Raw genomic sequence first — 13,583 nt, 5'->3', positions numbered from 1 at the left:
TAGTGTTTCGGTGGTCATAGCGTGAGGGAAACGCCCGGTTACATTCCGAACCCGGAAGCTAAGCCTTACAGCGCCGATGGTACTGCAGGGGGGACCCTGTGGGAGAGTAGGACACCGCCGAACAAATCTTGAAAAAGGCCCACGCCATTTTGCGTGGGCCTTTTTGCGTTTAAGCTCAGGCGTATGAACTACGTGATCCGATCCATCCGCGCGGACGAATGGCCCGCCACGAAGGAGTTGCGACTCGCGGCGCTTCAGGACCCGGTCGCGCACCTCGCGTTTCTGGAGACGTACGAGGACGCCCTGGCTCAGCCCGACTCCTTCTGGATGGGGCGGGCCGCAGGGGCCTGTGAAGGGGCCGACGAGGCGCAGCAGATCATCGCCGAGGCGCCGGACGGGCGGTGGGTCGGGACGTTGACCGTGCTGATCGAGGAGCCGGGGACGACCGACTGGGCCGGGTATGCGGTGGAGCGGATGCAAGGGCATGTCGTCGGTGTGTTCGTGCGGCCCGAGGAGCGCGGCGGTGGGCTGACCGAGGTGTTGTTCGACGCCGGCCTGGAGTGGGCCTGGGCGCGGGGTGCCGAGCGGATACGGCTCATCGTGCACGAGGAGAACGGGCGGGCCCAGCGGTTCTATCGACGGGTGGGGTTCGTGCCGAGCGGTCTTGTGGTGCCGTTGTCCGCCAAGCCGGAGGAGAAGGAGCTGGAGTTCGTCCTCGAGCGGCCGTAGCCGGAAAGCGGGCGAGGTCGGGAGGGAACCCGGCCCGCTACACCGGGAGTTCGTCGTGCGGCCAGCGGGAGCGGGCCTGTTCGCGGGACCGGAGCAGGGCCAGGGTCGGCATGCCCCGGTCCGCTCCGGTGGCCAGCAGCTCCGGCAGCTGGGGAAGCGGAGCCACGGCGGCGACGTCGTCCAGGACGAGCGTCAGTGGTGGGTCGAGGCGACCGGAGGATGACCGTTCGGCCATGCGCCGGCCGCGCTCGACCACGCTTGCGGCGAGGGCCGTCAGGAGTGGCATGGCCCCCGGGTTGGTTCGGGGGTCCTCGATGGATTCACCCACCACATAAAGCGTGCCCCCTTCGTCAACGAAGGAATCCAAGGTGAGGGCATCGGTTCGGTTTGGAGTGCAGGACTCCCGGATGTTGACCATGGAGAGCGCGGAGAGCGCCCTGGTGGTCAACTCCTGGGCCATGTCACGGCGTTCGGGGTGGGCCGTGAGGGCCGCTTCGAGTTCGCCGGCCGAGCCCGGTGCCGCCTTGGGGTTGGTACGGAGGATGCGTACGGCGTCCTGGATCTGGGTGCCCTGGGACCAGCGGTGGACGTGGCGGATGGTGCGGCCGTCGATCGCGGCGGCGTGGAGGTAGCTGCGCAGGAGCGTTTCGGCCGTGTCGCTGACCGCTTGGTCGAGGCGGGAGGTGGGGCGGACCGGAGTCAGTAGCGCGCTCGCTCGGGAAGCCGCCGTTTGCTTGTCCTCGCAGGCCGTTGTGGGGGTCCAGTGGAGGCGGGCCGGGGTGTCGCAGAGGTGGGTGGGGTCGTAGAGGAGGACCGGGCCCAGTTTTCCGCGGGCGTCTTTGGTGTCCTGCCAGACGGCGGGGTTCGAGGTGACCACGAGGGTCGGGCCCTCGGCGTCGCGTACGGCCTGGGCGGCGGTTTGCCGGCGGTCCTCCTTGGGGGCTACGACGATGCTTTCGCGTCGGCCCACCGGTTCGGTCAGCGGAGGAGGCTGAGGAGTGTGGGGCTCGGCGGCCGCCGGCACCGTCTCTTTCAGCGGCTGGTACCGAGCGTCCCGTGTCTCTGCCGGTTCCGGTTGTTGCTCACCCCGCCAGTCCCCCGTCGGCTCCGCCGCCCTCCGCGGCGCCGGTACCTCGCCCCTTACCGGCGCGGGCAGCGGCTCGGGGTCCGGGAACCCCGGATCCGCCGCGCCGGCCGCCTTCCCCGCGCGCCGTCCCGCCCTGACCGCCCGCCAGCGTGCCACCGTCCCCAGCACGAACACCGTCAGAACGACGAGGACCATCAGCTGGCCGATGAACAGGCCCCAGAACAGGCCGTAGCCGGACAGCTGCCCGGCCGGAGTGTCGGGCCAGGCCCCGGGGATGTCGTGAGGTTCGGCGATCAGGGAGCGCATCGCCAGCGGGGTGCGGGCGAAGGTGACTCCGGTCGGCCAGGCGCCGTGTGAGAACAAGGCCGCCAGGCCCGTCGCCGTCCAGACCAGCAGGGTCATGCCGAGCAGGAAGGCGAGTATGCCGAGCAACAGGCCGTCGGGGATACCCCCTTGGCCGTCCCGGTGGTCTCGGCGGTCCCGGTACTCCTGGCCGCGGTCCGGTCTCACGCTGCGCCTCCTACGCCACCGTCGATTCGGAGTCGCCCAGGTGTTGTTCCACGAAGGCCGCGGCCCGCTCCTCCGCCTCCAGCTCGGCCGCGCGCAGGGCGTCGTCGGCCAGGTCGGTGGACGACTCGGTCATCGCGCGGTCGGTGAAGACGAGGGGACGTTCGGTCTCGGTGATCAGGTGTTTGACGACCTGGACATTGCCGTTGACGTCCCACACCGCGATGCCGGGAGTGAGGCTGGGAATGATCTCGACCGCCCAGCGCGGGAGCCCCAGGACGCGGCCCGTCGCTCTCGCCTCGTCGGCCTTCTGGGCGTAGATCGTCCTGGTCGACGCCATCTTGAGGATCGCGGCCGCTTCCTTCGCCGCCGCGCCGTCGACGACGTCCGAGAGGTGGTGGACCACCGCCACGAACGACAGGCCAAGGCGTCGGCCGAACTTCAGCAGGCGCTGGAAGAGCTGGGCCACGAAGGGGCTGTTGATGATGTGCCAGGCCTCCTCGACCAGGAAGATGCGCTTCTTCCGGTCGGGGCGGATCCAGGTGTGTTCCAGCCATACGCCGACGATCGCCATCAGGATCGGCATGGCGATCGAGTTGCGGTCGATGTGGGACAAATCGAACACAATGAGGGGCGCGTCGAGGTCGATGCCGACCGTCGTGGGGCCGTCGAACATGCCCCTCAGGTCACCGTCGACCAGCCGGTCCAGCACCAGCGCCACGTCCAGGCCCCACGCCCGTACGTCGTCTATGGCGACGTTCATCGCCTCGGCCGACTCCGGCTCGGGGTGCCGTAGCTGCTCCACGATGTCGGTCAGCACCGGCTGGCGATCGACGATCGTCTCGTTGACGAACGCGTGCGCCACCTTGAGCGCGAAGCCGGACCGCTCGTCCAGGCCGTGGCCCAGCGCGACCTCGATGATGGTCCTCAGCAGCGCGAGCTGGCCCGTGGTGGTGATCGCGGGGTCCAGGGGGTTGAGGCGGATGCCGTGGTCCAGCGCCGCCGTCGGGTCCAGGCGGATGGGAGTTATCCCCAGCTCCTGCGCGATGAGGTTCCACTCGCCGACCCCGTCCTCGCCCTGTGCGTCGAGGACGACGACCTGACGGTCGCGGAAGCGCAGTTGCCGTAGGACATACGTCTTCTCGAGCGCGGACTTGCCGTTTCCGGACTCGCCGAGGACCAGCCAGTGGGGGGCGGGGAGCTGCTGGCCGTAGAGCTGGAAGGGGTCGTAGATGTAGCCCTTCCCGGAGTACACCTCGCGGCCGATGATGACGCCCGAGTCGCCGAGGCCGGGGGCGGCGGTCGGGAGGTAGACCGCCTGGGCCTGGCCCGTGGACGTGCGCACCGGAAGCCGGGTCGTCTCGACCTTCCCGAACAGGAAGGACGTGAAGGCGTCGGTGAGGACGGACAGCGGGTCCCGCATCAGGTCCTACCTCCGAATGCCGGTGGCGAAGGGGAGCGTGTTGACGAATGCCCGGTGATGCTCGCGGTCGCACCATTCCAGCTTCAGATACGACTTTCCGGCTGACGCCCGGATGGTCCGCTTGTCGCGCGCGAGGGACTCGGGGGAACGGGAGGAGACGGTGATGTAGCCGACCAGGTTGACCCCGGCGGCCCCGCTCGCGAGGTCCTCTCCGCGCTGGTCGAGGCGGGTGTGGGCGGCGACGTCGCGCGGGTCGACGGTGCGGTTCATCTTGGCGGCGCGGCTCGCCTCGGCCTCGTCGTTGGTCTTCTCGGTGAGCATCCGCTCGATGGCGACCTCGGTGGGTTCGAGGTCCATCGTGACGGCGACCGTGCGGATGACGTCCGGGGTGTGGACGAGCAGGGGCGCCAGGAAGTTGACGCCCACCGGGGTCATCGGCCACTCCTTCACCCAGGCCGTGGCGTGGCACCAGGGCGCGCGCGTGGACGACTCCCGGGTCTTCGCCTGGAGGAACGTCGGCTCCATCGCGTCCAGCTCGGCCGGCCAGGCGTTGCGCTTCGTCATCGCCTGGATGTGGTCGATGGGGTGGTCCGGGTCGTACATGGAGTGGATGAGGGAGGCCAGCCGGCCCTGCCCCAGGGGCTGGCGGACGCGGATGTCCGCCTCCTGCAGCCGCGAGCAGATGTCGGTGAGCTCGCGGGCCATGACGACCGCGAGGCCCGAGTCCCGGTCGGCCTTGCCGCCGTGCGGGCGGGCCGCGCGAGCCATCGCGATGCCCTCGGCGGCCAGTTCGCGGGTGAAGTGCATGCAGGCGACGAGGTACGCGCGGTGCTGCTCGCTGCTCGTCGACACCATGGACTGGAGTTGGTCGTACGACTGCTGCAGCCAGGCCGGGGCACGCTCGTCGCCGCGTACGGAGACGTCCTTGGCGTGCGCGTCCGGGTCGGCGGGCAGGGTGCGCGCGAGCATCTGCAGGCGGGTCACGAAGCCGTCTCCGTTGGCGACGTGCTTCAGCAGGGTGCCGAAGCGGTCGACGAGGGCTTCCTGGTCCTCGGAGTCGCGCAGGCCGACGCCGGGGCCCTCGATCTCGATCGCGGCGGTGACGGTTCTGCGGTCCGCGTGCAGCAGCACGGCGATCTCGTCCGGCCCGAACGGGGCGGCGAGCCAGGTGATGCGGCCGATGCCGGGCGGGGGCCCGATCTCGATCTCGCGCCCTTCGATGCCGGTGCCGGCCTCCATGACGCCGGAACGGTATGTCGTGCCCTGGCGGAGGGTGCGCTTGTAGCTGCGGTTGATCTCGAACCACTTGTAGATGGTCCGGTGCTTGTACGGCACGTAGACCGCGGCCAGCGCGAGCATCGGGAAGCCCGTCAGCAGCACGATGCGCAGGGACAGGACGGGGACGAGGAGTCCGCACATCATGCCGAGGAACGCGCCCGCGATGATCAGCGTGATCTCGCCGGTCTCGCGGTTGCGTCCGACGACGGCGTTCGGCCGCGCGCGGCCGATCAGATATGTACGGCGGGGCGTGACCGGATGGGACACGTGGGACTGCGTCGTCAACGCCCGTCACCTCCTGAACGGTTGCTGTTGCGGGTGTTGCTGGCGTGCGGGGTGTTCACCGGGCTGCTCGAGCGGGGCGCGGGTGCGGCGGAGGGGACAGATCCGCCGCCTCCGTTCGAGGTGCGCGCGCTGTGTGCGGCGACGCCGCCGGAGGCGGGGTTCGAGGGGCGGGGGGCGTTCGAACCGCCTCCGCCGCCGTTGTTGTCCGCGCGGGAGCTGTGTGTCTTGATGCCCTGGGCGACGAGGGTCGCCGGGGAGCTGATGACGGCGGCGGCCTTGCTCTCGGCGCCGCTCATGATGCGGTTGTTGCGGGAGCCGGCGATCTCGTCGCCGAAGCCCGGGACGAAGCGGTAGATCATCGCGCTCGCGAAGATGGCGAGCAGGATGATGGCTAGGCCGGAGACGACCGCCGAGAAGGCGTTCGGGCCGTCGTCGGAGGACAGCGCGCCGGCCAGGCCGAGGACTATCACGATGACCGGCTTCACGAGGATGACGGCGATCATGATGCCGGCCCAGCGGCGGACGTGGCCCCAGAGGTTCTTGTCGACCAGGCCGGCGTAGACGACGGTGCCGAGGAGGGCGCCGACGTAGAGCAGCGCGGCGCGGATGACGAGCTCCAGCCAGAGGATGCCGGCGGCGAGGATGCTGACCAGGGAGACGACGATCAGCATGATCGGGCCGCCGCCGATGTCCTCGCCCTTCTCCAGGGCGCCGGCGAAGGTGCCGAAGAACGTGTCGGTCTGGTCGCCTGTGGTCTTCGCCAGGACGTCCGTGACGCCGTCGGTCGCCGATACGACCGTGTAGAGGATCAGGGGCGTGAACGCGGACGCGAGGACGGTGAGCCAGAGGAAGCCGATCGCCTCGGTGATGGCGGTGGTGAGGGGCACGCCTCGGACTGCTCGCTTGGTGACTGCCAGGAGCCAGAGGAGGAGGGTCAGGATCGTCGACGCCGCGAAGACGACTGCGTACTGCTGAAGGAACTTGGCGTTCGTGAAGTCGACGTTCGCGGTTTCCTTGACCGCCTCGCTGAGCTGCTTGACGGTCCAGGAGGCGGCGTCGGCGCAGCCCTTGGCGAGGGAGGAGAGGGGGTCGAGGGTGGAGGTGGGGTCGGTCAGGGAGCGGCCACCGCCTGTGCCGGCGGAGCCGCCGTTGTCTTCTTCGCAGTACTGCTTGGCGGGACCGATGAGGAGGTCACAAGGGTCGTCGCTCGGAGTGGGCGAAGGTGTGGGGGCGGCGTAGGCGCGGGCAGCCAACAACACGGCACTGGTCTGCACAGCAGTGACCAAGGCCGTGAGCTTGAGTACGCGACGCGGGTTACCGGGCATACGTGAACCCTCCGTACTCCTCGATGGCCTTGCTGATCTCGTCGGAGCTGGCGGCCTTGTCGTCACCGGGCACCGGAGCCGGGCCGTCCTTCTGAGTATCAGCGGTGATCTTCCAGTCCCCGTTGAGCCATTGCAGATCGAAGGTCCAGGTTTTCCACGTCGAGCTCACAGGGTCGGTCGAGCCTTGGCCTGACATCCCGATGAGGCCCATGTACCAGACAGAGACCTTGGCGCGGCTCTGGCTGTGCTGCTCGAGCTTGGTGCCGACAGGCACAGTGCGTGAGACGAAGGTGCTGCCCTCCGGCGCATTGCCGTTTGCATCGAGGCCAAGCTTGCTGAGGAAGTCCGCCGAGTAAGCCTGATCCATCGCATTTTGGAGCTTGGCGGCCGCCGTTGACGTGTAGATGGTGTCGACGATGCCATGGCGGCTCTCCGCGTTGAACATGCCCGTCGACCCCAGCGTCACCGCATAGTTCGCCGCCGCACTCGCCGCCCCCTGCTCATCCCGCGCGAACCCGCCCGGAATCCCCGCCGACTTCCCGTCCACCGGGCGGGTCCCGGTCGCTGCTGTCGTTGAGGATTTCGGCTGGTTTTCGTCCCCGTCCGTGGAAGCGGAATCGTCTCCTCCACGGTTCGCGAAGGCGATCGCGGCGATGAGGAGGACCACTACGCCGACGACGGTGACCAGGCTCCGGGACGACGAGCGGCCACCCCGCCGCGCGCCCCCGTACACGTCACCGCTGCTCTCGGGCAGCCGCGTGCGGGTCTGACCGGTGCCTCCGTACCCGCCGGAGGACTCCCGTTCGTCTCCGAGACTCATGCCGCGTACGCCCCCTCGACGTCGGACAGATACACGTTGGAGTACGACGGTAGCCGTGCTGGTTCCCGCGTGGGCGCGGTGTGGTGACTCGACATCAGGGAAACGCAACCTCAGCCGGTGGGCACGACGGGTGGGTGGGGGACTGGGGGGACCGGGCGCGCCCGGAGCGGATGGAGATGAGGGAGGGGGGCGGGGCGGCTAGACCGCCATGCCGTACACGATGGTGAACAGCGTGCCCAGCGAGCCGATGATGAAGACGCCCGTCAGACCGGCGATGATCAGACCCTTGCCCTGCTCGGCACTGAAGGTGTCGCGCAACGCCGTCGCGCCGATGCGCTGTTTGGCCGCGCCCCAGATGGCGATGCCGAGGCAGAGCAGGATGGCAACGGCCATCACGACCTCGATCATCACCTTTGCCTCGTTGCCCAGGCTGCCGAAGGGGCCCCAGTCCGGAGCGATCCCGCCGATGATGGTGTTGATGTCGCCCTTGTCGGCCGCAAACAGCATGTAAGTCACCGCCCCTGTTGGGTAGTTCCGCAGTCCCCTGCGGTGCGCAGAGGTCAGACCTCATTCTCGCCGACAATGCTGCCGTCGTATGTCGACTTGCCGTCATTGATGGGCGGGATTCGTACGAACACCTCGTACGGTCACTCTGTGTATCACGGCAGGTCACGCCGGGCAATGAGGCCTGAGCGGAACCTGTCGTGTGGTTGCGTCGTTAGCCCTCTTCACGCCGGGTGCCGTTTCTGACGGCCTGCCGGGTGAGTTGTCGTGCCGGTGTTCTGCGGGTGAAGGCTATCTCGGGATGGTGAACGGGCCGTTGCTGGGGCGCTGTCGGTTCCGTGAGGGAGGTGTCGGGGCGGTGGGGGTGAGGGGCCGGCTCGATGGCGGCGCGGTGACGGAGCGTCAGTGGTGCACGTTCTCGGTGACGTTCGTCGTGATCAGGCGCAGGAGCTGTTTGGCCAGGGCGTCCTGCTGCGGGGTCAGGCCCATCGCGTCGCCGATGGAGGGCGGGACCGTGCTCGCGCGGTCGCGGAGCTTCGCGCCGGCCTCGGTGAGGCGCAGGGCGACCGAGCGCTCGTCGTCGGGGCGGCGCTCACGGCGCAGCAGTCCGGCCGCTTCGAGGCGTTTGAGCAGTGGTGACAGGGTGCTGGATTCCAGTTGGAGGGCGGTGCCCAGGTCGCGTACGGAGATCGCGTCCTGTTCCCAGAGGACCAGCATGACCAGGTACTGCGGGTAGGTCAGGCCCAGTTCTTCGAGGAGGGGGCGGTAGCGCGCGGTCACGGCGCGGGAGGCGGCGTAGAGCGCGAAGCAGAGCTGGTCGTCGAGGAGGAGGGAGCCTCTCGGGGGTGGTTCGGTGGCTGGGGTCATGGGGGCTCCAGGTGCTTCGGCGTTCATCGGCGTTCATCGGCGTTCTTCGAGGGCTGTCCGGATTCTATCGAGAGCTAACTCATCGAGCACTAATCAGTTGTGCACGACTTAATGGTGCGCTACTTTCTCCGTGTGCCGCCGAATCCGGCGAGACCAGCCGGGTGGTCTGCCCGTGTGTGTGGGGTGTGCGGCACCTGATCCGAGGAGATCGCCATGACCGAGATCGGCAGTGACACCGGAAGCGCCGCCACCGTCCGCCCTGTCCTCGAGCCCGCCGCGCGGGCGTTCGCCGAGGCCACCGCGAACCCGCCGTACCTCTTCGACCTGGGGCCGGCCGAGGGGCGCAAGACCGTCGACGAGGTGCAGTCCGGGGAGATCGCCAAACCGGACGTCGACGAGGAGTGGGTGACCGTGCCCGGCGGGCCGACGGGTGAGGTCAGGGCCCGTGTCGTCCGCCCGGCCGGCGCCACCGGGACGCTCCCGGTGATCATCTACATCCATGGCGCGGGCTGGGTGTTCGGCAACGCCCACACCCATGACCGGCTGGTGCGCGAGCTCGCCGTCGGCACCGGTGCCGCGGTCGTCTTCCCCGAGTACGACCTCGCGCCCGAGGCGCGCTACCCGGTCGCCATCGAGCAGAACTACGCCGTCGCGCAGTGGGTCGTCCGTGAGGGGGCGGGCAACGGCCTGGACGCCGGGCGTATCGCCGTGGCCGGGGACTCGGTGGGCGGCAACATGACGGCCGCGCTGACGCTGATGGCCAAGCAGCGCGGCGATGTGCCGCTGGTGCAGCAGGTGCTCTTCTATCCGGTCACCGACGCGTCGTTCGACACCGGGTCATACCGGCAGTTCGCCGAGGGGTACTTCCTGCGGCGGGACGCGATGCGGTGGTTCTGGGACCAGTACACGACCGACGCGGCCGAGCGGGCGCAGATCACCGCGTCGCCGCTGCGGGCCGGCGTGGAGCAGCTGACCGGGCTGCCGCCGGCGCTCGTGATCACCGCCGAGGCCGATGTGCTGCGGGACGAGGGGGAGGCGTACGCGAACAAGCTGCGGGAGGCCGGGGTGCCGGTCACCGCGGTGCGGTACCAGGGCATCATCCATGACTTCGTGATGCTGAACGCGCTGCGGGAGACGCGGGCCGCGGATGCGGCCATCGGGCAGGCCGTGAGTGTGCTGCGGGGGGTGTTCGAGAGCTGAGCAAGGGCTGAGTGAAGCCTGTGCGAGGGCCGGCCTCATAGGGGTGCGTGAACCGTCAGCGGGGCTTCAGGCCGTGCAGCAGGTGGTGGACCAGGCGCTCCACGCCCGCCAGCGCCGCCTCCGGGGTCAGCCAGCCGCCCGCGATGAAGGCGGCCATGCCGTGGAGGGCGGCGCCCGTGACGAGGTTGAGTTCCTCGGGGTCGCCGTCGATGATCTCGCCGCGTGTCTGGCCGTCCGCGAGGACGCTTTCGAGGCTGCCGACCGTCCGTGCGACTGCCGTGGCCATCTGCTCGGAGGCGTCCGGGTCGTGCTTGCGGGCGTACATGAGCTCCAGGAGCTCGGCGTTGTCGATGGCGAACCCGAGGTAGACGCGGGCGAGGGCGGTGAGCCGGGGTTCCAGTGGGAGCGTGGGGTCGTCGGCGGCGTTCAACGCCCGGCCGAGCCGCTCGTACCCGGCCAGCGCCAGGGCGTTGAGCAGGGCCTGCTTGTCCTTGAAGTGCCGGCCGGGGGCGGCGTGGCTCACACCGACCTCGCGGGCCAGTTCGCGCAGTGAGAGGGCGCCGACGCCCTTGTCGCGCAGGGTGCGTTCCGCTGCCGCGAGCAGGGCGGCGCGCAGGTCTCCATGGTGGTAGGGGCGGCTCTCGAGCATGCGCACCATCGTAGCTTGATGTTGTCGTTGCCATCTTTGTTGGCGTCGTCACCATTGTTGTCATTGACAGCATTGTTGGCGACGCCTACATTCGTTTGCATGGCTGACAACACGAAGACCAAGACATGGGACGCGACCCGCCTCCCCGACCTCACCGGCCGCACGGCCCTCGTCACCGGCGCCAACAGCGGCATCGGCCGTACCGCCGCCGACGCGCTGGCCCGCGCGGGTGCGCACGTCGTGTTCGCCGTACGGGACCCGGAGCGCGGGCTGGCGGCGGCGGCGACGGTGCACGGCAGCACCGAGGTGCGGCGCCTGGACCTGGCGGATCTGTCGTCCGTACGGGAATTCGCGGACGCCTGGCAGGGGCGGCCGCTGGATCTGCTGATCAACAACGCGGGCGTGATGATGCTGCCGCAGCAGCGGACGGCGGACGGCTTCGAGATGCAGTTCGGCACGAACCACCTGGGCCACTTCGCGCTGACGAACCTGCTGCTGCCGTATGTCACGGACCGGGTGGTGACGCTGTCCTCCGGCGCCCACCGCATGTTCGACGCGCGGATCCGCTTCGAGGATCTCGACTTCACGTCCGGCTACAACCCGAACCGTGCGTACGCGCAGTCGAAGCTGGCGAACCTGCTGTTCACGCTGGAACTCCAGCGCCGGCTGGCGGAGGCCGGTTCCCCGGTGCGGGCCATGGCGGCCCACCCCGGCTATGCGGCCACCAACCTCCAGAGCCACGCCGGGAACCCCGTGATGCGCGGCATGATGAAGATCGGCAACCGGTTCTTCGCCCAGGACGACAGGGCGGGCGCGCTGCCGACGCTGTACGCCGCCACGCAGGACCTTCCCGGGGCGAGCTACGTCGGGCCCGACGGACGGGGCGAGCTGCGGGGCGGGCCGACGCTGGTGGGGCGGAGCGCTGCGGCGAGTGACGTGGCGGTGGCGCGGCGGTTGTGGACGGTGTCGGAGGAACTCACGGGTGTGAGCTGGGCGTCGGGGGCGGGAGACCGGGGCGGGGCTCGGGGCCGGATGGCGGCCGAGCGCTGAAGTGCTCCGCCGCCGGCTCGGCCCGGCACGGCTCTGCCCGGCTCACCACTCCGCCCGGCCCCAAGACTCCGGCTGGGTCACCGTCAGAGCCCACCGGATGTCGTCCGCCGATGCGTCCACGGCGATCAGGAAGGAGCCGGGGTGTACCACGCCCGGGTCCATGGTCACCGAGCCGACCCCGGTCGCCCCGGCCGGGCAGTCGACCGTGAACGTGGCGACCTGGGTCTCCTGCGACATCGTCACCCGCACCTCGCCGCCCCCTTCGCACGCCACCGTGAGGACGGTCGGCAGACCCTCCCACGCGCCGCCGGACACGAGCCCGCCGTCCCCGGTCCGTTCCTCCACCCACACCAGCCCTTCCGGACCGGGGTGGGGCAGCAGGACATCGGTCGTCGCGGCGGCGGGGCCCACCGCCACGCCGGTCAGCGCGCAGGCCGCAAGTGCCGTCACGGCAAGGACGCGGCTGGTGCGTCTCACGATCGTTCCCCCTGAAGTCGGTCTGTTCATGGGCCAGTTGGCCGAACCGCGCACAGTCTGCCGTGCCGGAGGACCTGGCGCCTGAGTTCCAGTACTCAGGGGTAGGTCGTATGCGGAGGTGGACGATCGATGTCGAGACCGATGCCGATGCCGAGTCTGCTCGGGGTGTTCGCGCACCCCGACGACGAGTCCCTGTGCTCGGGCGGCGTCCTGGCCCGGCACGCGGCCGCCGACGCGCGCACCGCCGTCGTGACGGCGACCTGGAGCCCGGACACGCGACGCGGCACCGAACTCGCCGAGGCGCTGCGGATCCTGGGCGCCGGCGAACCGAGGATGCTCGGCTACGCCGACGACCGTGTGCCGCACTCCGCCCCGGGCAGCCCACGGCTGCGCGCCGCGCCGTTGGACGAGGCCGTGGGCCGACTGGTCGCCCACATACGGCGGTTCCGCCCGGAGGTCGTCGTCACCCACGACGCCTACGGCGGCCTGACCGGCCACCCCGACCATGTACACACTCACCGCCTGACCACACTCGCCGTCCAGGCCGCCGGCCTCGAACGGCTCTACCCCGACACCGGCACCTCCTGGCAGCCGACCGCCCTCTACCTGGCCACGCACCCGCACTCGGCCCTGCCCGCACTGAGCGAACTGGCCCGAGCGGGCAAGGGGATGCTCACCGTCCCGGACGAGCGCGTCACCGCGACCGTCGACGTGCGCCCCTGGCTGGAGCAGAAGTGGGCCGCCGTACTGGCCCACCGCACCGAGGTGGAGCGGGGAGCCGCACCCGGCCTCCTCGCCGGCTTTCCGGAGGCTGTCAGGGAGGGCATCCTCGGCACCGAGTGGTACATCCGGCAGGACGTGGTCTTCCGTGGGTCGGGCGAGACCGGGCTGAGCGTGTGAGTGGGGGGTGGCACGGCCGACTAGAGCGATGAGACCCCGACTGGCCCCGTTGGGCGCACCGTATGACGTTCACGGCCGGCAGTGCTGAGGGCTATTCGGCGGGCAGCCCGTCCCGCAGGGCCTTCGCGGTGACCGTCGGGTCGTAGCCGTCCGGGACGCCCTCGACCAGGATGATGTCGCCCTCGATGTGGCGGGAGCGCAGAGGTGCGATCTCCTGGTAGGCGGGTGAGTCCCACCAGGCCCGTGCCTGCGTGATGCCCGGGAAGCCGATCACCACCACGTGGCCGGGCCAGTTGCCCTCCTTCGTCTCGTGCGGGGTGGCATGCACGAGGAAGCGGCCGCCGTGCGGCTCGAAGGTGGCGGTGATGCGCTCGATGTACTCGGCGATCTCCGGGTGCGGTGCGGCGTCCCGGAGGTGGGCGATGGCGTAGGCGGGCATGGTGTCCTCCCTGTCGGTCGGGCTCGATCCCTCTGCCGACGAT

The 13,583-nt window shown here is 69.8% G+C and carries 14 protein-coding genes and 1 rRNA gene; 5 read left to right on the top strand and 10 right to left on the bottom strand.

Annotation, left to right across the window (positions count from 1 at the left end; all coding sequences use genetic code 11):
• The first annotated feature begins 6 nt into the window (after nucleotides 1–6).
• Both rrf and ACFQ6S_RS26340 read left to right on the top strand, forming a co-directional pair.
• Nucleotides 7–123, top strand: a 5S ribosomal RNA gene (gene rrf, locus ACFQ6S_RS26345).
• Between the two features lie 60 nt (nucleotides 124–183).
• Entirely contained in the window at nucleotides 184–729 is a 546-nt protein-coding gene (locus ACFQ6S_RS26340; RefSeq protein ID WP_383414495.1) for a GNAT family N-acetyltransferase, read from the top strand.
• Between the two features lie 37 nt (nucleotides 730–766).
• On the opposite strand, the gene ACFQ6S_RS26335 is transcribed toward ACFQ6S_RS26340, so the two are convergent.
• From ACFQ6S_RS26335 to ACFQ6S_RS26305, 7 genes are all read right to left on the bottom strand, one after another.
• Nucleotides 767–2,326 (bottom strand): TraM recognition domain-containing protein, encoded by a 1,560-nt coding sequence (locus tag ACFQ6S_RS26335; protein ID WP_383414492.1) that lies wholly within the window; start codon nucleotides 2,324–2,326, stop codon nucleotides 767–769.
• Between the two features lie 10 nt (nucleotides 2,327–2,336).
• Nucleotides 2,337–3,746 carry an ATP-binding protein gene (locus tag ACFQ6S_RS26330; RefSeq protein ID WP_383414489.1) on the bottom strand — a complete coding sequence of 470 codons (1,410 nt, stop codon included), beginning with the start codon at nucleotides 3,744–3,746 and terminating at the stop codon, nucleotides 2,337–2,339.
• Between the two features lie 6 nt (nucleotides 3,747–3,752).
• Nucleotides 3,753–5,309 carry an SCO6880 family protein gene (locus ACFQ6S_RS26325; protein ID WP_383414486.1) on the bottom strand — a complete coding sequence of 519 codons (1,557 nt, stop codon included), beginning with the start codon at nucleotides 5,307–5,309 and terminating at the stop codon, nucleotides 3,753–3,755.
• Nucleotides 5,306–6,634: a hypothetical protein gene (locus ACFQ6S_RS26320; RefSeq protein ID WP_383414483.1), complete on the bottom strand. Its 1,329-nt coding sequence runs from the start codon at nucleotides 6,632–6,634 to the stop codon at nucleotides 5,306–5,308. Before ACFQ6S_RS26320 ends, ACFQ6S_RS26325 begins: the two co-directional genes overlap by 4 nt.
• The gene (locus ACFQ6S_RS26315; RefSeq protein WP_383414480.1) at nucleotides 6,624–7,454 is read right to left on the bottom strand and encodes a hypothetical protein; all 831 of its coding nucleotides are present in this window, start codon (nucleotides 7,452–7,454) and stop codon (nucleotides 6,624–6,626) included. Before ACFQ6S_RS26315 ends, ACFQ6S_RS26320 begins: the two co-directional genes overlap by 11 nt.
• Before the next feature lie 198 nt (nucleotides 7,455–7,652).
• Complete coding sequence (locus ACFQ6S_RS26310; RefSeq protein WP_003991275.1) at nucleotides 7,653–7,961, bottom strand: hypothetical protein; 309 nt, start codon at nucleotides 7,959–7,961, stop codon at nucleotides 7,653–7,655.
• A 399-nt stretch (nucleotides 7,962–8,360) separates the two neighbouring features.
• Nucleotides 8,361–8,825 carry a MarR family winged helix-turn-helix transcriptional regulator gene (locus ACFQ6S_RS26305; protein WP_383414477.1) on the bottom strand — a complete coding sequence of 155 codons (465 nt, stop codon included), beginning with the start codon at nucleotides 8,823–8,825 and terminating at the stop codon, nucleotides 8,361–8,363.
• A 213-nt stretch (nucleotides 8,826–9,038) separates the two neighbouring features.
• On the opposite strand from ACFQ6S_RS26305, the gene ACFQ6S_RS26300 reads away from it, so the two are divergent.
• The gene (locus ACFQ6S_RS26300; protein ID WP_383414474.1) at nucleotides 9,039–10,025 is read left to right on the top strand and encodes an alpha/beta hydrolase; all 987 of its coding nucleotides are present in this window, start codon (nucleotides 9,039–9,041) and stop codon (nucleotides 10,023–10,025) included.
• Between the two features lie 55 nt (nucleotides 10,026–10,080).
• Here ACFQ6S_RS26300 and ACFQ6S_RS26295 read toward each other — a convergent pair whose 3' ends face one another.
• A complete protein-coding gene (locus ACFQ6S_RS26295) occupies nucleotides 10,081–10,683 on the bottom strand; it encodes a TetR/AcrR family transcriptional regulator (protein ID WP_383414471.1) in 603 nt (200 codons plus the stop codon).
• 90 nt (nucleotides 10,684–10,773) lie between these two features.
• Between ACFQ6S_RS26295 and ACFQ6S_RS26290 the strand changes: the two genes are divergently transcribed.
• Nucleotides 10,774–11,724: an oxidoreductase gene (locus ACFQ6S_RS26290; RefSeq protein ID WP_383414468.1), complete on the top strand. Its 951-nt coding sequence runs from the start codon at nucleotides 10,774–10,776 to the stop codon at nucleotides 11,722–11,724.
• Nucleotides 11,725–11,766: 42 nt separating this feature from the next.
• Here ACFQ6S_RS26290 and ACFQ6S_RS26285 read toward each other — a convergent pair whose 3' ends face one another.
• Nucleotides 11,767–12,201 carry a hypothetical protein gene (locus tag ACFQ6S_RS26285; RefSeq protein WP_383414465.1) on the bottom strand — a complete coding sequence of 145 codons (435 nt, stop codon included), beginning with the start codon at nucleotides 12,199–12,201 and terminating at the stop codon, nucleotides 11,767–11,769.
• A 141-nt stretch (nucleotides 12,202–12,342) separates the two neighbouring features.
• Here ACFQ6S_RS26285 and ACFQ6S_RS26280 point away from each other — a divergent pair, with 141 nt between their 5' ends.
• The gene (locus tag ACFQ6S_RS26280) at nucleotides 12,343–13,101 is read left to right on the top strand and encodes a PIG-L deacetylase family protein (RefSeq protein ID WP_383414561.1); all 759 of its coding nucleotides are present in this window, start codon (nucleotides 12,343–12,345) and stop codon (nucleotides 13,099–13,101) included.
• A 91-nt stretch (nucleotides 13,102–13,192) separates the two neighbouring features.
• On the opposite strand, the gene ACFQ6S_RS26275 is transcribed toward ACFQ6S_RS26280, so the two are convergent.
• A complete protein-coding gene (locus ACFQ6S_RS26275; RefSeq protein WP_383414462.1) occupies nucleotides 13,193–13,540 on the bottom strand; it encodes a DUF1330 domain-containing protein in 348 nt (115 codons plus the stop codon).
• Between the last annotated feature and the right edge of the window lie 43 nt (nucleotides 13,541–13,583).

Origin of the sequence: Streptomyces sp. NPDC056479 (assembly GCF_042795335.1) — a bacterium.
Classification (GTDB): Bacteria; Actinomycetota; Actinomycetes; order Streptomycetales; family Streptomycetaceae; genus Streptomyces.
Note: the sequence above shows the minus strand (reverse complement) of the source record. Positions and strands in the feature narration are given on the sequence as shown.

Bases quoted from the DNA above. Each gene is read 5' to 3' on its own strand.
- ACFQ6S_RS26340 (WP_383414495.1), top strand. From the start codon at position 184: ATGAACTACGTGATCCGATCCATCCGCGCGGACGAATGGCCCGCCACG.
- ACFQ6S_RS26330 (WP_383414489.1), bottom strand. From the start codon at position 3,746: ATGCGGGACCCGCTGTCCGTCCTCACCGACGCCTTCACGTCCTTCCTG.
- ACFQ6S_RS26320 (WP_383414483.1), bottom strand. From the start codon at position 6,634: ATGCCCGGTAACCCGCGTCGCGTACTCAAGCTCACGGCCTTGGTCACT.
- ACFQ6S_RS26315 (WP_383414480.1), bottom strand. From the start codon at position 7,454: ATGAGTCTCGGAGACGAACGGGAGTCCTCCGGCGGGTACGGAGGCACC.
- ACFQ6S_RS26310 (WP_003991275.1), bottom strand. From the start codon at position 7,961: ATGCTGTTTGCGGCCGACAAGGGCGACATCAACACCATCATCGGCGGG.
- ACFQ6S_RS26305 (WP_383414477.1), bottom strand. From the start codon at position 8,825: ATGACCCCAGCCACCGAACCACCCCCGAGAGGCTCCCTCCTCCTCGAC.
- ACFQ6S_RS26300 (WP_383414474.1), top strand. From the start codon at position 9,039: ATGACCGAGATCGGCAGTGACACCGGAAGCGCCGCCACCGTCCGCCCT.
- ACFQ6S_RS26295 (WP_383414471.1), bottom strand. From the start codon at position 10,683: ATGGTGCGCATGCTCGAGAGCCGCCCCTACCACCATGGAGACCTGCGC.
- ACFQ6S_RS26290 (WP_383414468.1), top strand. From the start codon at position 10,774: ATGGCTGACAACACGAAGACCAAGACATGGGACGCGACCCGCCTCCCC.
- ACFQ6S_RS26280 (WP_383414561.1), top strand. From the start codon at position 12,343: ATGCCGATGCCGAGTCTGCTCGGGGTGTTCGCGCACCCCGACGACGAG.
- ACFQ6S_RS26275 (WP_383414462.1), bottom strand. From the start codon at position 13,540: ATGCCCGCCTACGCCATCGCCCACCTCCGGGACGCCGCACCGCACCCG.